We start from the raw sequence: 26,217 nt of genomic DNA on the forward strand, positions 1-26,217 counted from the left end.
GCTTTTACGGGCAAGCCGGGTAACCGGCTTGTCTTTTTTATTGATGCGGATTAATCGTATAATGTATGGAGTATGTAGATGGTCAAATTTAGGGTATTGTATGAACTGCACTACTTGTATCACAACAATAGCTATGTTACAATTAAAGTAACTGTTTTTATGGTGAGATGTTATGCCCACATGGGTAGGAGGTGGAAAGAATGGATATTGCTTTGAAATTGCTGCTCGTTGTCTTCTCGATCGGTCTAATCACTGTAGTATTGCTGCAGCACGGGAAAAGCGCTGGTTTGGCGGGTGCCATCTCCGGTGGTGCGGAACATCTTTTCGGTAAAACGAAAGCGCGCGGATTGGATCTCTTCCTGCAACGTGCAACGGTGGTACTTGGTGCAGGATTTATGATTTTGTCTATTATTGTTACGGTGTTTTCCAAGTAAAATTGGAACTGCTGGGCAATGAATAGCTTAAGCTAATGGCTTAATTGATGAACCTTCGTTTCGTGGAGAAACGGGGGTTTTTTAATAAATTTTTACGCGTCCAAACTTTACCAACAATAATCTAATCTATAGACTCCATGATTTCGGTCTTCTTCTCACTTCTGTTCGGTTTTCCTTCCTTAACATGCAACACAACCCCTATCATGTATGGATATGTCCCTCGCTTATTCGTTACGCGCGAACGCACTCCCTATAATGAATGTCATGTGTACAGAAAATTTTCGGATGTAGTCCTTTTCCAGATGCGTACAGCATGGGTATCGCATAAAATGTCTGTAGAGATACGTGAAAGCGTGATTTTAGAGGAGCGCCCGGCAACAGTGGTTTTTTTACGAGGTACGGATGGGCTGGATTGAATTCGTGTATACTAGGGTATGAGATAGTATGGGTGCGCGACTATACTCTTCCCGACAGTGATTGCAAGAAAATGGTAAGAATTCCGATACATAAACAGATGAGATCCGATTACACTTTTATGTTTCCCGAGGTGAATATATTAATGATAACAGAACAACAATTGCTCGACTTCATGCGGGAGACCGCTTATAAACCGATGACTTATCAGGAGTTGGAACAGCACTTCGAGATCGAAGACGCAGCTGATTTCAAAGCCTTTTTGATTATGCTGAATACGCTGGAGGAATCCGGAAAAGTTCTGCTGACCCGAAACAATCGTTATGGCATGCCAGAGCGCATGGATTTGGTTCGCGGACGTCTACAGGCTCATGCCAAAGGATTTGCTTTCCTTATTCCTGAGGATCGAGAGCACCCGGATGTGTACATTCACGCCAATGACATGAAGAGTGCGATGAATGGTGACACGGTATTGGTTAAAGTCACGTCCCAAGGCCCTTCTGGCGGTCGCCTGGAGGGTGAGATTGTCCGTATTGTTACTCGTGCGGTGACACAAGTTGTAGGGGTGTTCCAAAGCCATGAGGTGTACGGCTTCGTAATTCCGGATGATAAACGGATTAATCGCGATATTTTCATCCCGCGTACCAATTTTGCTGGGGCGGTTGATGGACAGAAGGTTGTAGCAAAGATCGTCAGCTATCCGGAGGGCCGTGCGGCAGCCGAGGGTGAAGTGATCGAGATTCTCGGTCATAAGGATGAGCCGGGTATTGATATTTTGTCCGTCATTCGCAAGCATCAGCTTCCTGAAGCTTTCCCGGATGAAGTTGTAGAAGAAGCGGAGAAAGCACCTGACTCCATCACGGATGAAGAGATTGTTCAACAGGGTCGCCGTGATCTGCGCGGACTGAACATTGTCACGATTGATGGTGAAGATGCCAAGGATCTGGACGATGCTGTAAATGTAGAGAAACTGCCTAATGGTAATTACCGTTTGGGTGTTCACATTGCCGACGTCGGCTACTATGTACAGGAGAATTCCAAGCTGGATCAGGAAGCCTACAACCGTGGATGCAGTGTATATCTGGTGGACCGGGTTATTCCGATGTTGCCTCAGCGCCTATCCAACGGAATCTGTAGTTTGAACCCGCAAGTAGATCGCTTGACCCTGTCTTGTGAGATGGAATTCAACGATCAGATGAAAGTTGTGAAACATGACATTTTCACGAGTGTAATCAAAACCAAAGAGCGGATGACATATTCCAACGTCCGTAAAATCCTTGAAGGTGAAGAGCCGGAATTGCTTGAGCGTTATAAGGATCTGGTAGATGATTTTCATCTGATGAAAGAAATTGCCTTGAAACTGCGTGCTATGCGTATGCGTCGTGGAGCGGTTGACTTTGATTTTGAAGAATCCAAAATCATTGTGGATGCAGAGTGCAAACCGATCGATATCGTGAAACGGGAGCGTTCGATTGCAGAGCAGATCATTGAGGAATTCATGTTGGCAGCGAACGAAACAGTGGCAGAGCATTTTCACTGGTTGAAGGTTCCGTTCATTTATCGTGTGCACGAAGACCCGGATCAGGAAAAACTGCAAAATTTTCTCGCCTTTGCGGCGAATTTCGGACACCAGGTCAAAGGACGTGGCAATGCAATTCATCCACGGGCCCTTCAATCGTTGCTTGAGGATATCAAGGAAACAAAAGAACAAACCGTGATCAGTACGATGATGCTTCGTTCCATGAAACAGGCAAAGTATGATTCTGAAATGTCAGGTCACTTTGGCCTCGCGGCAGAATTCTATAGTCACTTCACGTCTCCAATTCGTCGTTATCCCGATCTCGTCATTCACCGGGTGATTCGTGAAGTCATTGAAAATAATGGCGCTTTGCCGGAGAACCGTCAGGAGTATTTGGCAGCACGTATGGCCGATATTGCCCAGCAGTCTTCGGAACGTGAACGTGTGGCGGTAGAAGCTGAGCGGGATACGGAGAAAATGAAGAAAGCCGAGTACATGCTCGATAAAGTAGGCGAAGAGTTCGAAGGCATGATCAGCAGTGTGACCAGCTTCGGTATGTTCATTGAACTGGAGAACACGGTTGAAGGTCTGATTCGTCTGAGCGCGCTTACGGACGACTATTACCATTTTGATGATCAGCATATGGCTCTGATTGGTGAACGGACTTCAAAAGTCTTCCGTATCGGGGATGAAGTGAAGATCCGTGTGGCACGTGTCAGCATGGAAGAGTATACGATTGATTTTGAAATGGTGGATATGAAACCTCGTGCTGAACGTCCTGGCGGCTTCGGTGGCGGACGTGGCGGCAAAGGTGGACGTCCAGGTAGCGGAGGCGGACGCGGCGGTGCCAAGGGTGGACCGGGTGGATTCAGCGGATCGCGTGGCGGCAAAGGCAGCTCAGCCAGTGCTGGAGGCAACCGTGGTGGCAGATCACCGGAAGAGAGCAGCAAAGGTGGACGTGGCGGTCGCGGCGGAGCAGCTAGTGCAGGTGCGGGAGCAGGCTCATCCGGTGGATACGGAGGTAAAGGCGGCGGCAAACCGAAAGGTGAGCGTCGTGCTGGTGATGCTGGCGGATCGACGGGTCGGGGTAAAGGCGCGGTGAGCTTTGGTTTTGGCTCAGGTAAAGGCGGTTATAGCTCTACATCGGGTGGTTCGGATAGTAATTCAACTGGTGGACAAGGAAGTGGCCTGAACAGCGGCAGCGGTCGCGGTGAAGGAAGCTTTAAGTCCGGCAAGGGCGGCGGTAAAGGTGGCAAGGGCGGAAGTGGACGTAAAAACACTTCGCCGAGCGGCGTATTTATCGGAGAAGCTGCAACACCTGGTGGCACTCAGGAAGGTGGAGCACCACGACGTAAGCGGAAGAAGAGCAAAGGTGCAGCTGGTAACGGCACGGCAGCTTTTGTGCGGAAAAAGAAAAAATAAAACTAACGTAACTTGGAGAGAAGAATTACGATTCGTTCCTCCAAGTTAAGCGTTGGAGAAATAGTCACTTTCTGCGGTGTGTTGTTTCGCACTGTCTGGAAGTGGTGTAATGAGGAGGGGCGGCAGAGGTCGCCTCTTTCTTGATTTTAACAGCCGTACTTGCTACAATTAAGGTCTGGCACGTGGTACCTTGGTGCAACAATGGGTGCGCTGCTACAGAGCATGGTACCGGCTTATTTTACGGAGAAGGAGTGAGGACATGGGCAAGAATGATGGACAGAGTAAAGTGCTCGCACAGAATAAAAAGGCTTCCCATGACTACTTCATTGAAGATACGTATGAAGCGGGCATGGTGCTTACCGGAACGGAGATCAAATCTCTTCGTAACGGCCGTGCGAATATTGGTGAAGCATTTGCCACGATTCGGAACGGTGAGATTCATATTCATAATATGCATATTAGTCCTTTTGAACAAGGGAACCGAAATAATCCACTTGATCCGACACGTACGCGTAAGTTGTTAATGCATAAAGTGCAGATTCACAAGCTGCTCGGGCTGTCGAAACAGGATGGGTACAGCATTGTGCCACTGAAGATTTATATCCGTAACGGTTATGCGAAGCTGTTGCTTGGACTGGGTAAAGGTAAGAAGCAGTTTGATAAGCGTGAGACTGCAGCCAAGCGGGATGCACAACGTGATATTCAACGCGCAATGCGCGAGAAGCAGAAGGTTGCACGTTAAGTGGAGCGCTGGGTGTGAAAGTTTTACTTTAGGTGCATAAGTTGGGTTTTCGTGATGGATATGGCGTAGTGATGAATCAAAATTACTCGCTCTTGCGTAGTTTGCCTGATTCGTGGGTAAAATACTTAGGTGCCGATGTTCGTGATCCGATCTGGGTAAACTTTACTTCCGAATGGTGACGCGGTATAATATGTAGACGATTGAGCCTGCTGTATTGGATAACTTTGTACACGTGCTCAGCCTGTTGGAACGTTTTCCAACAATCTGTACTATATCGGCTTGCTGCTCTATGTTATGATTACTCATGTAGCAGACAGGAATGCCGAGTTTGAAATAAGCATCTTTTTACCTTGGAGGAAAAAGATGTGCAGCACCTTTGCTCCGTATTCACGGATTAATCCTGGAGCCCTTCTTATATGAGGGGGCGTTTATGGATTCGACGGGGATAGTTCGAGCATGGGTAGCGGGTAGTGGGGACGCGTCCGCTTCATCAACGCTAAAGCCTATTAAACGGCAAACAACAAACAAACTACGCTTTCGCAGCCTAAGAAACTGTGTGCGTGCTTCTAACCTGCATCGCCCATGTGACAGGATTAGGGGCTAACAAGTAGTGGGATACGCTGTCACATCTCCGCCTGGGGTGTGCTGAAGAAGACAATCAGGCTGACCCAACGTATAGCCGGTTACGGGGCGATACTCGGGTGACATCAAAACTGTGACTACACCCGTAGAAGCTTATGTGTCGTTATCTTCGGACAGGGGTTCGACTCCCCTCGCCTCCATTCTGTAAATCCACACCTGAAAACTGGTGTGGATTTTTTAATATGCAAATACGTCATCTATTCTACTCCCTGCAAGCAGGTGTCCTGAAATCTCTTAATTTTTGTTGCTATAGTAGTTATAATTGTATTTAGCAAACGAAGTGTAAAGAATTATCAAAGTAGATAGTTTTTTATTGAGTTTTCTTTACATATAAATTGCTCGGTGGCTTCAATTATATATTATTATTCGAAAAACTCTCTAACCAATTAAGGAGATTACTCATGATCAACTTCCAAGATAAAGTAAGTTTCATTTGGTCAATTGCAGAGATCTTGCGAGGACCGTATAAACCAGAGGACTATGGTAAAATCGTTCTACCATTAGCAGTATTACGTCGTTTTGACTGCGTATTAGAGAGCACCAAAGAGGAAGTATTAGAAAAGGCAGAGCAATTTGCTGTAATGAATGAAGATGCACGTGAGCCGATTTTAAATCGTGTTTCAAAGCAAAACTTTCACAACACAAGTAAGTATGATTTTAACAAGCTATTAACAGATTCTGATAACATTGCTGATAACTTGCGTGACTATATAAATGGTTTCTCAAAAGTGGCTCGTGATATTATGGATCACTTCGATTTTGACCGCCAAATCGATAAACTCGATCAAAACAACTTATTATACTTAACGATTAAACGCTTTAGTGAAATTGACTTACATCCAGAAACGGTTTCAAACATTGAAATGGGTTATTTATTTGAAGAATTAATCCGTCGCTTTAATGAGAATGCAGAAGCAGGGGATCACTACACACCACGTGAAGTAATTCGTCTGATGACTCATTTATTGTTCCTCCATGATGATGCGAGTATTTTAAGGAAGCCAGGCTTAACACAAACTTTATATGACTGTGCAGCTGGTACAGGTGGTATGGGTTCTGTGGCACAAGAGTATTTACTAAGTCAAAATCCAACAGCACACTTGGAGTTTTTTGGTCAAGAAATCAACCCTGAATCATATGCAATTTGTAAAGCAGATTTGCTTATAAAGGGAGAAGACGCACGCAATATCCGTTTAGGAAATACGTTGTCAAACGATCAATTCCCACGTGAAAAATTCGATTACTTGATTTCAAATCCCCCTTATGGTGTGGACTGGAAATCATATGAGAAGCCAATTAAAGAAGAACATGAGAAACAAGGTTTTGGGGGGCGTTTCGGTCCGGGTACGCCTCGTACAAGTGACGGGCAACTACTATTCCTAATGCACTTATTATCAAAAATGAAGCCAGTCACAGCGGATAACTCACAAGGATCTCGTTTAGCGATTATTATGAACGGTTCACCATTATTTACAGGTGATGCCGGATCTGGTGAAAGTGAAATACGTAAGTATGTTCTTGAAAACGACTTAATAGAAGGCATCGTGGCACTGCCGAACGACCTTTTCTACAACACAGGTATTGCAACGTATATTTGGATTTTAACGAACAATAAAGCACCTCTTCATAAAGGGAAAATACGTCTAGTCAATGCCGTGGACTTTTCGGAAAAAATGAAAAAATCGATGGGTAGCAAACGTAATGAAATTACAGAAGAGCAAATTAATGAGATTGTTCGTTTATATGGTGATGCACAACCAAACGAGTACGTGAAGATCTTTGATAATGAAGACTTTGGTTACGCGAAAATTACAGTAGAACGTCCATTACGTTTAAACTTCCAAGTAAATGAAGAGCGTCTTGCACATGTTGTAGAGGAAAAAGTCTTTGCTAACTTAGCAACATCGAAGAAAAAAGGCGACGCAGGTCACTTTGAAATTGAAGAAGGTAAAAAGCTGCAAACGAAGATTTTATATGTTTTACGCACGTTAGAAAATGAAAAATTATATAAAAATCGTGACGAGTTCACGAAAGTAGTAAAAGATGCATTGAAGCAAGCTGGTATTACTATCGGAGCACCTGTTTTAAAGGCGATTTTAACGGGTCTATCTGAAAAAGATGAAACAGCTGACGTATGCATGAAAAACAAAACAGAAATTGAGCCTGATACGGATTTACGTGATACTGAAAATGTGCCTTTGAAAGAAAATATTCATGATTACTTTGCACTTGAAGTATTACCACACCTACCAGATGCATGGATAGACGAAACGAAAACAAAAATTGGCTATGAAGTACCATTCACTCGCCAATTCTATAAATACACAGCACTACGCAGCTCAGCAGAAATTATGGACGAGATTCGTGCATTAGAAGTGGAGATTACGGAGCAGTTGAAGAAGGTGATAGGATGACTGTAGATTTTAAAAAGAGTAAATTAAAATACCATTTAAAAGTTAAGAATGGACGAGAAGTAACAAACGAAGTGAACTATGATGATAATGTTATTGACGTATATGGATCGGGCGGAGTTTTTAAATATACTGATAAGAAACTTTTTACTGGGCCTTCAGTGTTATTTGGTCGAAAAGGAACAATAGGTAAACCTTTATATGTTGAAGGTGATTTTTGGACTGTAGATACTATGTATTACACTGAGATTTATTCAGGTAATTCTCCGAGATATTTTTATTATCTGTTAGAAGTGTTTCCATGGAATCAAATTGTAACCCAAACAGCTTTGCCTAGTATTGTAGGGTCAGAAGTAGAAAATTATGAATTAAATATCCCTTCTGAAGAAACGCAAAAAATCGTAGCGAAATATTTAGAGTGTAAATGTGTTGAAATCGAGGCTTTATTGAAACATAAAGAAAATCTAATAACATTGTTAGAACAACAACGTCTATCAATCATCACAGAAGCTGTTACAAAAGGTTTAAATCCGAATGTGAAAATGAAAGATTCAGGTGTCGAGTGGATTGGTGAGATTCCTGAGCAATGGAAAGAAACTAAATTGAAGTTTGTAATTCGAAATTTAATTGATGCTGAACATAAAACCGCACCATATGAATTAGATGGGGACTATTTAGTAGCAAGAACTACTAACATAAAAAAAGGAAAATTAATTTTGGATGATGCTAAATACACTAATTATGCAGGTTATATGGAGTGGACAGAAAGGGGCGTACCTAAAGAGGGTGATGTACTCTTAACAAGAGAAGCCCCCGCAGGAGAGGCCTGTGTAGTCCCTCAAGAACCTGTTTTATGTCTTGGACAACGTGTAGTTTTACTGAAATTAGCACAGCAACTCAATAGTCATTTTCTTGTTTTGTCAATTTATGGTGGAATGGCTGAGACATACATTAAATTACTATCACAAGGAAGTACAGTTTCTCATTTTAATATGGCTGATATAAAAAATATACCTTTATTACTACCGACCATAGAAGAACAAGAAGAAATAGTCCACTATATAAATTCTAAGATAGACCAATTTGATAAATTGATTGAGAAGATTCAGACTCAAATCAAACAACTTGTTGAATACCGCCAGTCCCTTATCTACGAAGCAGTAACAGGTAAAATTGATATACATGATATGGAACTCGATTAAGTGAGGTGAGTTGTGATGGCAGTGGATACTTCAGAAAAAGGTTTTGAAACAAATATTGAAATAGCATTAATTGCGAATGGCTATAAAAAGCGTGTGTTAGAAGGAGAAGAGAGTGCTGCTTTCAAGGAGCATGCTATCGACGCAGAAGAGCTATTTTCTTTTTTAGAGGCTACACAGGAAAAACGTATGCGTACGCTAGAGAAATCGTATGGTCCTTCATATAAAGAAGAAGTTTTAAAACGTATTAAAGACCAACTACATCGTCAAGGTTTGGTCGAATGTCTACGTAAAGGGATTAAAGACCGTGGTGTGACATTACAGCTTGCGTATAATAAGCCACCTACGGCTATGAATAAAACATTAAATGAGCAGTATAGGAAAAACCGCTTTAATATTGCTCGCCAGGTGTATTACAGTCATAAGCATAACAATAGCTTAGATATGGTGCTATTTTTAAACGGTTTGCCGCTTGTTGTGATGGAGCTAAAAAATCCATTAACAAATCAAACAGTTGAACATGCGATGAAGCAGTTAAAGACGGACCGTAATCCACTTGAGCAACTGTTTAAATTTAATGAGCGTGTTGCCGTTTACTTTGCTGTTGACCCAGATGAAGTATTTATGACGACAAAACTTGATAAAGACAAGACATACTTCCTACCTTTTAACAAAGGCTATAATGGTGGTAAAGGTAATCCGTTAACTTACGGTGACAATTATCGTACGCATTATTTATGGGAAGAAATATTAGCCCCAGATAGCTTGCTCGATATTTTATACCGCTTCATCTTTATTAAGAAGGACGACATTAAAGATTCAAACGGCGAAACGATAGGTGAGCGTCAGATGCTCATTTTCCCCCGTTTCCATCAGCTGGATGTTGTACGTAGGTTAGAAGCAGATGTTGCACAAAAGCTTGTCGGTCATAATTATTTAATTCAGCACTCTGCGGGATCGGGCAAGACGAACTCAATTTCGTGGCTTGCTCACCGTTTAGCGAAGCTACATAACGAGGACAATGAATCCATTTTTAGTAGTGTAATCGTTATTACCGATCGCCGAGTGTTAGATAAGCAATTACAAGATGCAGTGTATCAGCTGGAGCATAAAGCAGGGATGGTAGAGCCGATTGATAAAGATTCAGAACAATTAGTACGTGCTATTAATAATGAGACTCGTATTATTATAACGACGCTTCAAAAGTTCCCGTTTATTTTAGAAAAAGTAGCGGGCTTAGAGCGTAAAAAGTATGCGGTCATTATTGATGAGGCGCACTCATCCCAAGGCGGTAAAGCTTCAACTGCGTTAACGAATGTGTTATCGGATAAAACGTTAGAAGCAGCTTATGAGGAAGACCGTATTGCGGAAGAAAACTTAGATGACGTGGACGAGAAAATCGTTGAAGCAATCATGAAAAGTGGTAAGCAAGATAACGTATCTTTCTTTGCATTTACGGCAACACCAAAGCCGAAGACATTAGAGAAATTCGGTACAGTTGGTGTAGATGGTAAGCCAGTAGCATTCCATCAGTACACAATGCGACAAGCAATTGAAGAAGGTTTTATTTTAGATGTGCTTGAAAACTATACGACCTATAAAACATTCTGGAAAATTGCAAAGACAGTAGACGATGACCCGAAGGTATCACAAAAACAAGCGACGAAAAAGCTAGCGCAATACGTGTCACTACATCCGCATAGCATCGCACAAAAAACAGAAATTATTATCGAGCATTATCGTAATTTTGTACAACGTAAAATTGGTGGTCGTGCAAAGGCAATGGTTGTAACAGCGAGCCGTTTACATGCAGTACGTTACAAACTGGCTTTCGATAAGTATATTAATGAAATGAACTACAATGATTTAAAAACAGTAGTCGCTTTCTCAGGTACGGTGAAAGATAGTGAGATCAACTATACCGAGCCAGAAATGAATCAGTTCTCTGAAAAAGAGTTACCTGAAAAATTTAACTCTGACGAATACAAAGTGCTACTTGTTGCGGAAAAGTATCAAACTGGATTTGATGAACCACTGTTGCACACAATGTATGTAGACAAGCCATTAAGCGGTATTAAGGCGGTGCAAACACTATCTCGTTTAAATCGTACATGCCCTGGTAAAGACGATACATTCGTATTGGATTTTGTAAATGATCCAGAAGAAATGAAGGCGTCTTTCCAGCCTTATTATGAATCGACAAGTCTATCAGAAATTACTGATCCAAATATCCTTTATGATATGCAGGCCGAGCTTGAGCCATATCAAGTGTTTACGGAAGAAGAAGTGCAAAGGGTGAATGAGCTTGAGGTAATAGGCGGTGTGAAGAAGTCTACGAAGGCTCAAGCCGAGTTAAATGCGGTCCTCGATAAAGGTGTGGAGCGTTTTAAAAAGCTTTCGGTAGAAGAGCAATTCGCATTTAAACAAGCGGCTACGAAATTTACACGAACCTATGGCTTTATATTGCAAGTTGTAACATTTATCGATCTAGGTTTGCACAAGGAATATATTTATTTAACGTACTTTTTGCGTAAATTACCACGTGGTCAAGGAGACAAAGACGTTTATTTGGCTGATGATGTAGCACTTGAATATTATCGTAATCAGAAAATGTTTGAAGGTAGCATTTTGCTTGAAAAAACAGGCGGCTACGACTTAGATCCTCAGAAACATGGTGCTAGTGGTGCAGCTGAGGATGAAATAGTTCGTTTATCGAGCGTGTTAGATAAGTTAAATGAGCGCTTCGGTACACAATTCACAGAAACAGACTTCCTTTCTCGCGAGCAAGTAAAAGAAGACATTTTAAATGATGAAGACCTTCGCCGAAGAGCAAAAAACAATACAAAAGAAAATTTTAAATTTGCCTTTGAAAAATCCTTTATGAATTTTGTTATTGACCGTATGAGCAGTAATCAAGAGTTTTTTATGAAGATATTGGAAAATAATGAATTTAAAACTGTGATTATGGAAGATATGATGAATGAAGTTTATATGGAAGTAAACGGTTGATGAAATCATCCATTTAAGAATAGTTCTCAAAAATTGTAAACCGAAAACTTAAAAAAGTTACTTTTACGAATTTTTCAAATAAGCTTAAATAAATTATTGTCAGATGGGCAATAATTTGTTGCCTCCTGGAATTTACTATCTATAAACATACGGAGAATTGTGGTTTTGAACAGTCACAGTTCGCCTCCATTAGAGTCAAGTCAGAAGCCACCCACCAACCATTAATCTGGTTGGTGTTTTTTTATTTATGCTATAATCTTTGTAAAATAAGCTGATGCAAGCCCGATACTCTGTAATCTCCCAAAGGAGGCAAAGAAGCATGAGCCAAACGCAGCAACAGATCCGTGAGTTTGTTGCAGGGATACAAGCATATGTCTCGCCCGTAAATGTGATTAATCCTTGGAGAGATTATGTGAAGGGCTATGATATCGGCCCAGAAGCGGTAAAGATTCGGTCGGAACATTTGGTCAGGTATTTTGAACCAAGAATGTGCAAGGCTCGGTACATTTTTATTGCGGAAGCGGTGGGATATCAAGGGGCTAGGTTCTCCGGCGTACCCTTGACGTCTGAGCGAATGGTTACCGGGAATCACTCGCTGGTGGATCACCAGATGATTTTTCCAGGTGAGCCGGGTGTCAGAACAAGCCTGCCCAATATTGCCAAACCTAATCGGAGTCAGGCAATGTATGGATTCACAGAACCGACAGCATCCATCATATGGGGCGAAGTGTTATCCAGTTCAAGGTGGAAACCAACGGACTTTATATTTTGGAACATCTATCCCTTTCATCCTTATCGATCTTCTGAAAACAGGATGACGAATCGGACGCCGACTTTGGCAGAGTTGGAGGATGGTGTGTTATTCGCCAGACAGCTTATGCAACTGAATCCTGATGCTCAGATCGTGGCTATTGGCAGGAAGTCAGCAGACACGTTAAATACCCATCTCATTAAACATCACCATGTTCCCCATCCTGCGAATGGAAGGGCAGTACAATTCCAAAAAGCAGTAAGGTCAATAATCTAGCCCATTTGGAACTGGAGAACGTAAGGCTGACATATGCATTTCATATCGTCTAAGTGCTCGCACATAACGTAAGGCCTATCCTATAAAGATTGGTTGGTGAAGCTAAATGAGTGAAAAATACTGGCTTGTGGTGCAATATCCAATGAAGAGCGCGCAGGGGAGCAAACGAGATCATTGGTTGAAGGAAAAGGTAATGGAATATCTGGAAACCGTTCTGACCCAGGCGGAGTTGGGAGAGGTGGATGGATGTGATATGGGTAGCCGTGTAGCTGATCCTAAGGAATATGTAATGAACATTTTCTGTGTGGTAACGGACGAAGAACGGAGCATAGCGCTAATTAAAAAAGTGCTGAGGGAGAGTCGGTTGGATTACACCCGCATCCAAATCGCTACGATGCCATATGGCATAGAAGGAAACTACACGCTGAAATATGCCTCCAAAAAAGGCGTTACCGAATTCTCGCTTTGATCACGAATCGTTGTTTCTTACCATAACGAACTCGTCTTTTGTGTATTAAAATCCTCCGCATCCCCCGCATCACTCTCCATCCGGCAAAAACCACAATTTATTATCTGTACCTCCAGAATTTTATAAAGCAGTGCTCCTTGGGTTTCAAGTCAGGGGGCCCCATACCCGAAGTATTCACAACCATCTGCTCCCCTAATCCTCATTCTACTTCACTCAATCTAGCCATCCTCAAGCGATAAAAAGAATTGAGCCTCCTCCATACACCGTCCTATAATATACAATTGTATACAATCCAAGAGAGTGGTGGATAACACAACCGGTCATCCGATCCAAACCGTTAAACCCATCACACTTCGGAACCAAAGGAGGGTCAGAGTGAAAAACAGAGCAAAGGATGCAACAACAGATGCAGGAGCAACAACAGAAGGTGATGCAACAATTGAAGCGAAAGCAACAGCAACAGATGTCGAGACCAATTTAGAAGCAATCGAAAATACGAAAGCAAACACAAGAGCAAACCCCAGCGCTATGAAGCGGAAGTGGGCTCCCCGTTTCAAAGAGTTCATTCAACGCAAGCCCAAGACGCTGGCTTTTAAAATTCCGTTTGCCTACTTTGTCATTATTCTGCTAACGGTGGCGTTCAGTGCATTGGTGCTGAATCGAATCTCGGAAAATGACGCACAGCGAAAGATTAATGAAGCATCACTGCAGACAATCACATCCATTGAGACCAATGTTAATCTGATGATCGGGAACGTGAACAATTATTCGAAGATGATTTTCTCCGATCCCAACTTGCAGAACCTGCTGCGGCAGGGCAATGTGTACTCCAATTTACAGACACAGTCCAAGGTTAGCGCGTATTTGACCAATCTTATGCAAGCGGTTCCAATTATTGATTCAGTCTATATTTATGATAATTCGGGTCACCGATTCTCTGTCGGTACACAGGAGTGGCCCACGTTTATGGAAGCGAATGTGAAGGAAGCGCCGTGGTACGAACAGGCTTTGAAGCACAACGGACGATATCTGCTCAGGCTGAATGGTGGCAACAACGACAGCGGAGTCTCAGCGACGGGGGAGAAAGATGGGCAAGAGGTGGTCTCGTTTATACGACTCATTCGCGATCTGGATGATACATCTCCGCTTGGATTTCTGGTCATGAACATCAAGGGGGCATCCATCGCTCAAGCCTACGCCAACCTGTCTGCACCGGATTCATTTCAGGTGGCCATTCTGGATGAGCATCAGCGGGTGATCGCAACCAACGCAACCGATGGGAAGAAGGGCGTGCCTGCGGTATCCGACGCATCCATGTCTGCGGCTTCTGGACAGGAAGGCATGCACGAGATGTTAGAGGCCAATCAGGCCAAGTTAAAACAAACATTTCAAGAGCAGCCCTCCGGCTTCATCACCTTGCAATCGGGTGGTCAGGAGTATGCGGTGACCTATCGTTCGGCTGGTGATGATCAGTGGAAATTCATCAGCATGAGTCCATACCGGGCTACCGATACCCGTAATAAATCCATGGTGCTGCTCGCGTTGATCCTACTGGCGGTGAATGGAACTGTCTTTTTTGTAAGTTCATTCATCATCTCGCGCAGTGTCATCAAGCCGATTCACAAGCTGCTCCGTGCCATGCAGAAAGCGCCCAGTGGCAACTTCCGTAAAGTGACGGTTGAGCTGAACAGCTACGAGTTCGAGCAGTTATATGGAGGATACAACCAGATGATTGAGCAGATTGACCAGATGCTGAAACGCATCATTCAGGAGCAGCAGACGATCCGCCGTGCAGAGCTGAATACACTTCAGGCGCAGATCAAGCCGCATTTTTTATATAACACACTGGATTCCATCACCTCCCTGGCCATGTCGGGCATGAACGATAAGGTATGTGAGCTGTTAGAAGCGCTCGGAAGTTACTATCGCCTGAGTGTCAGCAAAGGCCGTGAACTGATTACACTGCACGAGGAGGTTGAGATTGTACGCAATTATCTGACGATCCAGCAGGTACGCTACCCCGGTGTATTTGAGGTGCAGTACGATATTGCTCCAGATTGTGAGCGAGTGATGATTCCCAAGCTCGTGCTTCAACCTTTGGTAGAAAATTCGCTATATCATGGCATTCGTCCCAAAGGCGGCCCAGGCACGATACGCATTCAAGCACATCGATCCAAGGAAGGGGTAATTCTAACGATCACTGACGACGGAGTCGGCATGTCCGAGGAAGAGATACAGCAGGTTCAACGCAAAGAAATAAACTCAACGAACTCATCTAATTCAACTAATCTTTCCAATCCTTCCGATCTTTCTAATCTTTCTAAGATTACCTATAACTCTAAACACAATCCAAGCTTTGGCTTATGGGGAACGATGGAGCGACTTCGTATTTTCTACGAAAGAGAGGATGGACTCAAGCTGGAGAGCGAGGTTGGAAAAGGAACCACCATTATGATAACGATCCCGAAGGGAGCCGATGAATCATGGAATTAACTGTAGAACCTTTAAAGGTATTGATTGTGGACGATGAATACCTTATCCGAAATCTGCTGCGTATGCGTATCGATTGGGAACAGCAAGGTATGACCATTATTGGCGAGGCCTCTGATGCGGAAGAGGCTTTGGGTCAGGTGGAGCTGTTGCGTCCAGACATCGTGTTCACGGACATATACATGCCAAGGATGGATGGCATTGAACTGAGCCGTATCCTCATGGAGCGTTACCCGAGCCTGAAAATCGTGGTTGTGACGGGACATGATGAATTTGAGTATGCTCGTCAGAGTGTGAAACTGGGCATATCCGATTTTATTTTAAAACCCATTCGTGCTTCGGAGTTATTACAGGTTACGACGAAGTTGCGAGCGACGATTGAGCAGGAGATCGGACGTGAGTGGGAGCTGATAAAGCTGCGGGAGGAAATGAAGCAGAGCTTGCCTTATCTCAGGGAGAGGTTTGTGAATCAATGGTTAAGTCATGTGGTGCCTGAGGATGAACTACACGAGAAGGCGCGATTCTTCGGCATTCCTATCTCGTCTAGTGAACCAGGATTACGCATCGCAGTAATGGAGGTTGAGGTTGCTGTACCGCAAGCGAAGATAGATGCACCAGAGGTATATCGACATCTGCCCGAGACATCTCATCAAGTTCATCAAGCTCATCAAGCAAGTCAACCGCACCAACTCAGCCAAGTTCAACGAGAGCCTCAACACGATCAAACCCATATAAGCCGACATCAGACAGAAGCCCATCCACAACCCGCTGAGGAAATACATATTCTGCTGCGAATGGTAGGCATGAAGCAGGCACAGGCTTTTTATTCGCAGGATTCACAAACCATTATTGTCATGGACCCGCATAACCGAATCGTTGTGCTCTCGCTTGGTGCGGATACGGAATTTGCCAGTCAGGTACAGCAGCTTCAGGAAGAACTTCAACATACACTTAAGCTCGAAGGGTGCGAAGTGGATGTAACTGTAGGGATTGGGCAATGGCAATCAAGATGGGAAAAGGCCTGTGTGGGATACCGGGAAGCCTGTCGTGCACTCGACTATCAGGCGTTTGTGGGGAAAAATCAGGTCATTTGCTTCGAGGATCTGATCATCGAAGGTGGGAAAAGGCCCTACCACTCGGATGCTCAGCTGCTCCAACAACTGCAATTTAACGTCAGTGTTGGTGCGGGAGAAGAAGCGGTATTATTGCTGGAGCGTATACTGTCTGTGCCGTTCTCGGACGTTTCACAGTTTCGGATGGCAGCCATGGATGTGGTTACGGAGTGCCAGCGTGCTGCCATAGAGCAGCAGCTTGAGGGAGAGCACGCGTTGAACAAAGAGGCCGTTGCAGCCATTTTTACAGCAAATCATCTGCCCGAACTGAAAAGTATGCTGGAGCAGCATGTCCGCACCGTATCGGATGTCATACAAGCCAAGCGACAGGCCAAGGAAGGCAACCTGATCGACCGGGTGAAGGCTTATCTTGAAGAGAATATGAGCAATGCCGAAGTGGGGCTATCCAGCACCGCGGCTGCTTTTTACGTAAGTTCGGGCCATCTGGGGCGGCTGATGAAAAAAGAAACCGGGCAGACATTTGTGGAATATCTCACCCAACTCCGCATGAAGAAGGCTGAACTGCTGTTGAAACAGACGGATCTGAAAGGTTATGAGATTGGGGAGCAGGTAGGCATCCCGGACCCACACTATTTCAGCGTCTTGTTCAAAAAACATATCGGTCGATCCATGAATGAATATCGAAATGTAAAAACCTGAAAAACGAGAATGTAGTCGGGCGTGTTGGGGAGTGTGGGGAGTGCGGTGAAGCACTGAGCGTAAACCCGCTTCGGTTGTAATTCCACATATGTTCGAAAATTACAAATCGGTGCCTGTTTTCTAAATGGAGAACAAAGCACAGTTTGCCTAAAATATGGGCTAGAACCAACGAAAACACATAGGGAGGTCCGTAGATATGAAAGCGCTACTAAAAAAATCGGCAAGTCTAATTCTGACTCTTGGCATTGTAAGTAGTCTGGTGGCATGTTCATCCGATTCGTCCGGCGGTGCACAGGGGGAAAGTAATGGCAAGATCAAGCTGACGCTATGGGATCAATCGGTCGGCAATACCGATCCTTCGGCCAAGCTGCTGCCCGAGATTGTGGAGAAATGGAACAGCGAGCATCCAGACATTCAGGTTGAACGTACGGGCACGACAGGAGAACAGTACAAAACCAAAGTCAAAACATCGATTGCAGCTGGTGAAGCGCCGGACCTGTTCTATGGCATGGGAGGCGGCAGCTTCATGCAGCCGTACATCAAATCCGGTAATGTGCTGGAAATCTCAAGTTACCTGACGGACGATATCAAAGAACGGATGGGCCCGGGTATGGCTGAGGCGATCAATATGGACGGCAAAATCTACACGTTGCCCGTGTACACTCATATCGCCAACCTTTACGTGAACACGGAATTGTTCGAGCAGGCGGGTGCCAAGATTCCGACCACCTATAACGAACTGCTGGATGCAATCGAAAAGCTGAAAGCGGCAGGAATTACTCCGGCTGTGATTGGGGAAAAAGACCGCTGGCCGGGCATGTACTGGTACGACATTATTGCGATGCGCCAAGCAGGCAATGCTGCGGTGATGGAAGCCTTTAAAGATCCGTCAAAGTGGGATTCGCCCGACTTTGTTGCCGCCGCGACCAAGATGCAGCAGCTTGCGCAAGCAGGAGCTTTCAACAGCAGCATGTTCAGCATGAGCTATGACGAGATGCTTGGGGCTTTCAATGCAGGTAACGGGGCGATGATGTTCCAGGCCAACTGGGTGAATGCAGGAATTGAGGATCCGTCCTCCGCAGTCAAAGGCAAAGTGAAAGTGATTCCGTTCCCGGTGTTTGAGGATGGAAAAGGCACAAATACCGAAATCTTCGGCGGAGCTGTCGATGGTTTCTACATCAATCAGAATACCAAACATCCGAAGGAAGCTGTGGAATTCCTCATGTATCTGAGCGAACAACTCGGTACGCAAGGTTTCCTGGCCGGAGCCGGTCTGCCAAGCTGGAAAACAGATGCACTCGACACGTCCAGTCTGTCCTCCCTGGATCTGTCTGCGGCAGACATTATGAAAACGGCGACCTCATTCATCGCGTGGTGGGATAACATTCTGCCAGCGGAGTCTGCCGAAGCGCACAAAAACCTGATTGCCCAGCTGCTTGCCGGCGATATAACACCTGAGGAGTTCTGCAAACAAATGGCACAGCTCAAACCAACAGAGCTAAGTCTGTAGGTTAAACAGCTAAAACCCAAACAAGGCGTGGTCCGGTATGTGCCGGTCACGCCTTTGAGAGGAGAACAACAATGAACTCTGTATTTTCCAATAAAGGCACCATAGCTGTCTTCGTACTGCCCACACTGATTTTGTTCTGCGGAATTGTGCTTATTCCAATCTTTGTCTCCAGTTATTACAGTCTGCTGGACTGGAACGGCGTAGGCAGGGGGACATTTATCGGTCTGGACAACTATGTGGAGATGTTTAAGGATACGCGTGTACTGAATTCGATCAAAAACTCCCTGTTATTCGCGGGAGCTTCGGTGTTCATTCAACTGCCGATCTCACTGGTGCTCGCACTGATTCTGGCGTCCAACGTCAAGGGGGAAGGGTTCTACCGGACCGTGTATTTCATCCCGGTATTGATCTCAACGGTGGTTATTGCCCAGTTGTGGTCAAAAATCTACAATGCCGATTACGGTCTGCTGAACGTGCTGCTGCAAAATATCGGCTTAGCCCATTGGGCGCAAGATTGGCTGGGTCAGAAGCACACGGCACTTGCGGCTTCTTTTATCCCAACCCTATGGCAGTACGTGGGGTATCACATGCTGCTGATGTACGCAGGAGCGAAATCCGTCTCGCAGGATGTGCTTGAAGCTGCAAGAATGGATGGTGCTTCACGTCTTCGCACGGCTTGGTCCATTATGATCCCTTTAATGAAGCCGATCCTGAAGGTAAGCCTTGTATTTTCGGTTATTGGTGCATTCAAGGTGTTTGACCTGATCTATGTGCTGACGGGTGGCGGGCCGTTCTATACCACTGAAGTGCCGAGCACACTGATGTACGCCACCATTTTTGATACGTTCCGATACGGATATGGCAGTGCGATCTCGGTATTTATCATTGTGGAGTGTCTGGTATGTACGATCCTCATTAATTCATTGTTCAAAACGGAATAGAAGGAGGCATGAGGCATGAGTACCGTAGAAGTCATGTTGCAAAAAAAAACCAAGCCAAGGTCCATCTCCGGACCAATCGGGAAAGTGTTCCTGCAAGCGTTTCTGATCCTCGTTGCGATTGTGCAGATCTACCCGCTCATCTGGCTGGCGCTGTTTTCCTTGAAGGATAACAGTGAAATATTCAGCGGCGATGTTGCCGGATTGCCAAAGGCGTTTCTGTGGAGCAACTACACCAAAGCCATGTCCGATGGCCATGTGTTGACCTATTTTATGAATAGCGTGCTGGTCACAGCTGCCTCCATTGTCTTGGTACTGATCTTGTCTTCGATGACGGGATACGCAATTACAAGAATGAACTGGAAGCTCAGTGGGCTCACGATGACGATTATTTTGCTGGGCATGATGGTGCCGATTCATGCGGCGCTGCTGCCATTGTTTATTATTTTGAAGAATCTGAGCCTGCTCAACAGTTATTGGTCACTGATCATTCCCTATGTGGCGTTTGGCATTCCGATGGCGGTATTCATTCTGGGCAGCTTTTTCAAAGGTATCCCGCGAGAGATGGAGGAGTCGGCGGTGATCGACGGCTGCGGTATCTACCGGACGTTTTTCTCTATCATTCTGCCTCTGGTGACCCCGGCTATATCAACGGTAGCCATCTTCACGTTTTTGTCGTGCTGGAATGAGCTGATGTTTGCGGTCACGTTTATCAATAACACGGCTTATCAGACATTGACGGTGGGCATGATGTCGATGGTGGGGACGTACATTACGCAATGGGGCATCATTGGTGCGGGACTGATGATTACGACGGTGCCAACGGTGATCATCTATCTCCTATTGAACAAACAGGTGCAGAAGAGCATGATCGCAGGTGCGATCAAAGGTTAGTTGGAGGCTGGACTAGACCGCGGTCTATGAACATGGAATAATAAGGGGTATGTAGCCAGTCAGTTGCAGAGAGGGGTCATTATTTATGGTCAATATCGCGATGGTAGAGCAAGAGTCTGTTCGGGAAAAGGTTGTGGCGTTTACGTTTGATGATGGGCCGCATCCGGTGTATACACCTCAAGTACTTGAGATATTCCGTCGTGCCGGTGGGCAGGCGACGTTTTTCATGATTGGCCAAGAGATAGAGGCTCATTCGGAGATTGCGGCGGAGGTACACCGTGAAGGGCATGAGATCGCAAACCATACATACACGCATCCGGACCTGACCAAGCTGACGCTGGAGGAAGCCGGGGAAGAGTTGCAACGCGCAGAACATCTTGTTCAAGAAGTTACGGGGCAACCTGCCCGCAGCTTCCGACCGCCGTATTTTGGCGTAAACGATGATATATTTTCTCTGGCAGCGGAACGCGGATATCGCACGATTGGTGCGGTCAACGGTGATGCGAAAGATTGGGATAATCCTGGCGTTGAGCATATCGTGGAGCATACCCGGTCTGCGGTGAAACCCGGCAGTGTGCTGATATTCCATGACGGGTACGGAGACCGTTCCCAGACGGTGGAGGCGGTACGTGTTCTGGTGGAGGAACTGGTCACAGAAGGGTATCGATTGGTGACGGTGAGTGAGCTGCTGGACATTTCTCGTGAACAGGATGAAAAGATAACATGATCAAGTAGACCCATCATTCTTTGAATGACTGGGTCCTTTTTTATATATAATTTGTATAGGAAGAACGGAGCAGAGGTATAAACTTTGCTTGCCCTCTCAAACTACTTTATAATAATAGGCTAAACTAGATTATGTCAGGAGGAAACAATGGACTTTATCAAAAATCAACTAGAAGAACTCGGCATGAGTGGACCCTCCATTGGTTATCTTTCAAACATCATTATGATTATTTTTATCGCACTAATCTCGATATTGGCGAATGTGATTGCCAAGCGAGTGGTACTGAAGACGGTGCATCGTATTGTAAGTAATAACCGTTTCAAGTGGGGCCACATCGTGGTTCAGAAAAATTTATTCCAGAAGCTGTCGCATCTTGTGCCGGCTATTATTATCTATTATTCGGCTTATATTTTCCCGTCTTATCAAACCATAATTGAAAAAGCAGCAATGACCTACATGATTGTCATCATGATCACGGTAATGAATGCATTGCTTAATGTATTCGATGATATCTATCGTACCTATGAGGTGTCGAAGATTCGCCCAATCAAGAGCTACATTCAGGTAGCCAAGATCGTTCTGTTCATTATCGGGGGCATTATCGTCATCTCCAGCCTGATTGGACAAAATCCGCTCATTATCCTCAGTGGACTTGGTGCATTATCGGCGGTATTGATGCTCGTATTCAAAGACTCGATTCTTGGTCTCGTGGCTGGTGTACAGCTATCGTCGAACGATATGGTGCGTGTTGGTGACTGGATCGAGATGCCAAAGTATAATGCAGACGGGGACGTTATCGACATTACATTGAACACAGTGAAAGTGATGAATTTTGATAAAACGATTACGATGATTCCAAGCTATGCCCTCATATCGGACTCGTTCCGGAACTGGAGAGGCATGCAGGTGTCCGGTGGCAGAAGAATTAAGCGAAGCATCTATATCGACATCAGCAGTATTCGTTTTTGTACGGAAGAGATGGTGGCTGAATTTGAGAAGATTCATTACCTGACGGATTATGTCACTTCCAAACTTAAAGAAATTCAAGCGTACAACATGGAGCATCAGGTGAATACTGAAAGCAACGTGAACGGCAGACAGCTCACAAATATCGGTGTATTCCGGGAATATATCCATCAATATTTGAGGAACCATCCGAAGATCAATAAAGATATGACGATGATTGTGCGACAATTAGCACCGGAAGATCGCGGGCTGCCTCTGGAAATCTATGCATTCAGTAATGATATCAACTGGGGTGTATATGAGAACGTTCAGGCGGATATCTTTGACCATATCTTCGCGGTGGCGTCAACTTTTGGACTGCGGGCCTTCCAGAATCCAACTGGACATGACATTGTGCAACTGAAAGAGGATAAACAATTGGTGCGAGAGTACTAGGGGCTCATAACAGCTCTATCCTTTTCCAATATACTATTCATTCATAAGCCATTGACTCATCTGGGTTGATGGTTTTTTGTCTGTGATATAATAGGCATATTTTAAGAACGAAGAAGTAGGGGGAACGTGTATGGATTGGGAAGCTCATATCGAACAGTGGAGCCGAACGGCCGTTAGATTACTGGATATTCGGTATTATCGTGCGGAGCATGGAACGGTTCCTGATCACGATGTGGCGCATAACAGCTTCTTCTTAATCACTACGCATGGAGAGGCTAGGATAAGGATATCAGGCGAGGTCTACCAGACTCATTCAGCATACATATTGCACGGGGGAGCAGATGCTGGGCTAAGTATTACACCGTTGGAACAGGACTTTGCCTGTTATCTGATTTTATATACAGCCGAGTGTGCATCACCGGAAGATCGAAAGGGTTTCCAGATGACGTATGGGTTTGCACCGTATGCATTACTCCCTGTTCAGGAAAAGTGTGAAGCCATGAACCGTCTGTGGCAAGAACCCGCCTCCATAGACAAGCTACAGGCACAGTCAGTTTTTCTTCCGTTGGTGTACGAGATCATGCGGCAGCAGATTCAGACATGGGCTAAAAAGGAAAACAGCAAACCCAATATCGTCACTGACGCAATCCACTATATTCACGATCACTACAGCGAGCTGATTACAGCCGAGGAACTGGCCAAGAGATACCATTGCAGCGCCAGCTATTTATCCCGTTTGTTCAAAAACCAGATTGGACTAGGACCGATTGAATATCTTATTCATGTGCGGGTTCACAGATCGAAGCAGTACCTTCTAAGATCCGAAGCCCGGATCCAGGAAATAGCAAGCAACGTAGGTTATGCGGATATGTATTATTTCAGTCGCTTGTTCAAAAAGCATACCGGCTTATCGCCAGTACAATTTCGTACACAATATCGGAAACAGGTTCAGGTTCAGTATAATCCATTACGTGGGTTAGAATCGTCTATTGTAACCCCTAACTCCGGTTCTCATAATGAGAATGAGACTTATTATCAACGGATTGGGGAAGGGGACACATCCATGTTTAGATTTTCAAGACCAGCCTTTGGGGCGATGATGTTATTATGCACATCCTTGCTTCTAAGTGCTTGCCAGACCAGCAGTACTCCAGGAGCAACGGCTTCCCAGCCGGCTTCATCAGATACGAATACTGCTGTAGCTACAGACAGCGCAGCTGTGGAAACGCGGATATATAAACATCTGAAAGGTTCAACCGAGATTCCTGTGAACCCACAGCGAGTCGTCAGCTTCTATCACTTGGGCGAATTGATGGCGTTGGGGGTGAAGCCGGTTGGCACAACGACATATATTCTGGATAACCCACTTATAGATGATACTTCCGGTATTTCAGATGTGGGCGTTCCGCCAGATGCCGAGAAAATCCTGTCACTGGAGCCAGATCTGATTGTGACAACGGCAGCATTCGCAGAAGCTGTGGAAGGCGGGTATGATGCACTGAGTCAGATCGCTCCAACCATTGTTGTCGAGCAGTATAATGACCCGATTAAAGATGTGGAGATGTTTGGGGATATTCTCGGGAAACAAGAGGAAGCACGGTTATGGAATGAGCAATTCAAAGCCAAAATCGCAGCGTACAAAGCGAAAATTAGCCCTTATGTTCGTGCGGATGAAACGTATTCTATATTAAACGTGCGTCCAGATGCTCTTTTTGTATACGGAGATACCAATATGGGGGGCAACATTATTTATAAATATCTTGGGTTGAAGCCAGCGGCCAAGGTAGAGTCGGACGTCATTCATGGAGAAACGTGGGAGATTTCCACCGAGGTCATTCCCGAATTTATCGGTGACCGTCTGTTCCTGGCCGTCAATGAGGGAGCTGAGGACAAGCTCAAGGATGTGCAAAAGTTGATTGATGCCTCACCAGCCGGGAAAGCGGGTCACGTATACTCCATTAACTTTGATCAGTTCCTTCCGAGTGACCCTATTGCGGTAGAGAAACAGTTAGACATCATCACAGATATAATTGTAGGAGATGGCAAATAGATGTGTATGTCTGTGATAGGTCTACCGAGTTGAAGTGTTTTTGGATGGCTTAGATGTAGAGGAGTTCGCATTGATTCAAGCCGGCGTGAAAGGGTAGAATAACGAGAGGACGTTCATTTTCTAACAATCTAATCTCGGAACGAAAATCTAACCTTTTGGCAAAGGAGAGTTCACACATGAACCATCAGATTCCGGAATATACATTGAACGATGGCTTGAAAGTACCTGCAATTGGATTTGGTACCTATAGTCTGAAAGGTGAAGAAGGCGTTAAATCGATCGCATCTGCCATGGATGCGGGTTATCGATTAATTGATACGGCGTATAACTATGAGAATGAGGCAACCGTGGGCAGAGCAATCAAGCAAAGCTCCATCGCCAGAGAAGACCTGCTGATTTCCTCGAAGCTGCCGGGGCGTTATCACGCTCAGGATAAAGCACTCGTGGCGATTCAGGAATCATTGTACAGAGCGGATCTGGATTATTATGACCTGTATCTGATCCACTGGCCCAATCCGAAGAAGGACATGTATGTCGAGGCATGGCAAGCACTGATCGAAGCCAAAAAGCGTGGATATATCCGATCCATCGGCGTCAGCAATTTCCTGCCTGAGCACAATGAACGCCTGATTAAGGAGACGGGGGTAGCACCGAGCCTGAATCAGATTGAGCTGCATCCGTTCTTTGACCAAGCTGGTCAGCGGGAACAGGATACGAAGCATGGCATCGTGAACGAATCCTGGAGTCCGATCGGACGTGGCAATGATGCTGTACAGGATATTCTGAAGGATGAGAACATTCTTCGGATCGCGGAAACGCATGGCAAAACACCGACCCAGATCATTCTGCGCTGGCATGTTCAGCTGGGCTCCATTCCAATTCCGAAAGCGGGCTCCTTACAGCATCAGCAGGAAAATATCAATATATTTGATTTTGATTTGAGCACAGAAGAGATGCAGGTCATTTCTGCATTTAATCGTCCGGATGGACGGTTGTGGGATCAGGACCCAAGTGAGTACGAAGAATTTTAAAGAAGGACAAGCAATATCTGCCCAACTTTACGAAGCAATATGAAAAACTGTTCGAGTCACTTGCTGCCAAGTATGGATCAATAAGAAATTAAATGTGTTCCAGACTGTAAGTACGA

17 protein-coding genes and 1 other RNA gene are annotated in these 26,217 nt (G+C 44.9%); all 18 read left to right on the plus strand.

Translation table 11 applies throughout. The annotated features are described in order from the left end of the window. Positions 1 to 200: 200 nt before the first annotated feature. The 18 genes from secG to MKY85_RS01045 all read left to right on the plus strand — a co-directional run bounded on the left by secG (position 201) and on the right by MKY85_RS01045 (position 26,101). On the plus strand, positions 201 to 434 hold the full coding sequence (gene secG, locus MKY85_RS00960; protein WP_339239022.1) for a preprotein translocase subunit SecG: 234 nt from the start codon (positions 201 to 203) through the stop codon (positions 432 to 434). Positions 435 to 993: 559 nt separating this feature from the next. Continuing rightward, a complete protein-coding gene (rnr, locus tag MKY85_RS00965) occupies positions 994 to 3,789 on the plus strand; it encodes a ribonuclease R (protein WP_342571561.1) in 2,796 nt (931 codons plus the stop codon). Between the two features lie 259 nt (positions 3,790 to 4,048). After that, positions 4,049 to 4,531, plus strand: coding sequence for an SsrA-binding protein SmpB (gene smpB, locus MKY85_RS00970; RefSeq protein ID WP_342571562.1), 483 nt, complete (start codon positions 4,049 to 4,051; stop codon positions 4,529 to 4,531). 420 nt (positions 4,532 to 4,951) lie between these two features. Further along, positions 4,952 to 5,316, plus strand: a transfer-messenger RNA (tmRNA) gene (ssrA, locus tag MKY85_RS00975). Positions 5,317 to 5,574: 258 nt separating this feature from the next. Continuing rightward, complete coding sequence (locus tag MKY85_RS00980) at positions 5,575 to 7,587, plus strand: class I SAM-dependent DNA methyltransferase (RefSeq protein WP_342571563.1); 2,013 nt, start codon at positions 5,575 to 5,577, stop codon at positions 7,585 to 7,587. After that, positions 7,584 to 8,786 (plus strand): restriction endonuclease subunit S, encoded by a 1,203-nt coding sequence (locus tag MKY85_RS00985; protein ID WP_342571564.1) that lies wholly within the window; start codon positions 7,584 to 7,586, stop codon positions 8,784 to 8,786. Before MKY85_RS00980 ends, MKY85_RS00985 begins: the two co-directional genes overlap by 4 nt. Positions 8,787 to 8,801: 15 nt before the next feature. Next, positions 8,802 to 11,792, plus strand: coding sequence for a type I restriction endonuclease (locus tag MKY85_RS00990; RefSeq protein WP_342571565.1), 2,991 nt, complete (start codon positions 8,802 to 8,804; stop codon positions 11,790 to 11,792). 319 nt (positions 11,793 to 12,111) lie between these two features. After that, positions 12,112 to 12,819 carry a uracil-DNA glycosylase gene (locus tag MKY85_RS00995; RefSeq protein WP_342571566.1) on the plus strand — a complete coding sequence of 236 codons (708 nt, stop codon included), beginning with the start codon at positions 12,112 to 12,114 and terminating at the stop codon, positions 12,817 to 12,819. A gap of 106 nt (positions 12,820 to 12,925) precedes the next feature. Then, complete coding sequence (locus MKY85_RS01000; protein WP_342571567.1) at positions 12,926 to 13,288, plus strand: hypothetical protein; 363 nt, start codon at positions 12,926 to 12,928, stop codon at positions 13,286 to 13,288. A gap of 375 nt (positions 13,289 to 13,663) precedes the next feature. After that, positions 13,664 to 15,781, plus strand: a complete 2,118-nt coding sequence (locus MKY85_RS01005; protein WP_342571568.1) for a sensor histidine kinase — start codon at positions 13,664 to 13,666, stop codon at positions 15,779 to 15,781. Continuing rightward, positions 15,772 to 17,550: a response regulator gene (locus MKY85_RS01010; RefSeq protein ID WP_342571569.1), complete on the plus strand. Its 1,779-nt coding sequence runs from the start codon at positions 15,772 to 15,774 to the stop codon at positions 17,548 to 17,550. The genes MKY85_RS01005 and MKY85_RS01010 overlap by 10 nt, the downstream gene beginning before the upstream one ends. 196 nt (positions 17,551 to 17,746) lie before the next feature. After that, a complete protein-coding gene (locus MKY85_RS01015) occupies positions 17,747 to 19,060 on the plus strand; it encodes an extracellular solute-binding protein (RefSeq protein WP_342571570.1) in 1,314 nt (437 codons plus the stop codon). A 71-nt stretch (positions 19,061 to 19,131) separates the two neighbouring features. Next, positions 19,132 to 20,001, plus strand: coding sequence for a sugar ABC transporter permease (locus MKY85_RS01020; RefSeq protein WP_339304843.1), 870 nt, complete (start codon positions 19,132 to 19,134; stop codon positions 19,999 to 20,001). Between the two features lie 15 nt (positions 20,002 to 20,016). Further along, positions 20,017 to 20,892 (plus strand): carbohydrate ABC transporter permease, encoded by an 876-nt coding sequence (locus tag MKY85_RS01025; RefSeq protein WP_342571571.1) that lies wholly within the window; start codon positions 20,017 to 20,019, stop codon positions 20,890 to 20,892. Positions 20,893 to 20,977: 85 nt separating this feature from the next. Next, on the plus strand, positions 20,978 to 21,619 hold the full coding sequence (locus tag MKY85_RS01030; protein ID WP_342571572.1) for a polysaccharide deacetylase family protein: 642 nt from the start codon (positions 20,978 to 20,980) through the stop codon (positions 21,617 to 21,619). A 147-nt stretch (positions 21,620 to 21,766) separates the two neighbouring features. Then, complete coding sequence (locus MKY85_RS01035) at positions 21,767 to 23,020, plus strand: mechanosensitive ion channel domain-containing protein (RefSeq protein ID WP_339239039.1); 1,254 nt, start codon at positions 21,767 to 21,769, stop codon at positions 23,018 to 23,020. A gap of 130 nt (positions 23,021 to 23,150) precedes the next feature. After that, on the plus strand, positions 23,151 to 25,070 hold the full coding sequence (locus MKY85_RS01040; protein WP_342571573.1) for an AraC family transcriptional regulator: 1,920 nt from the start codon (positions 23,151 to 23,153) through the stop codon (positions 25,068 to 25,070). 176 nt (positions 25,071 to 25,246) lie between these two features. Further along, entirely contained in the window at positions 25,247 to 26,101 is an 855-nt protein-coding gene (locus MKY85_RS01045; RefSeq protein ID WP_342571574.1) for an aldo/keto reductase, read from the plus strand. Positions 26,102 to 26,217: the final 116 nt, after the last annotated feature.

The sequence above is a fragment of the Paenibacillus sp. FSL R5-0749 genome (genome assembly GCF_038595085.1).
Classification (GTDB): domain Bacteria; phylum Bacillota; class Bacilli; order Paenibacillales; family Paenibacillaceae; genus Paenibacillus.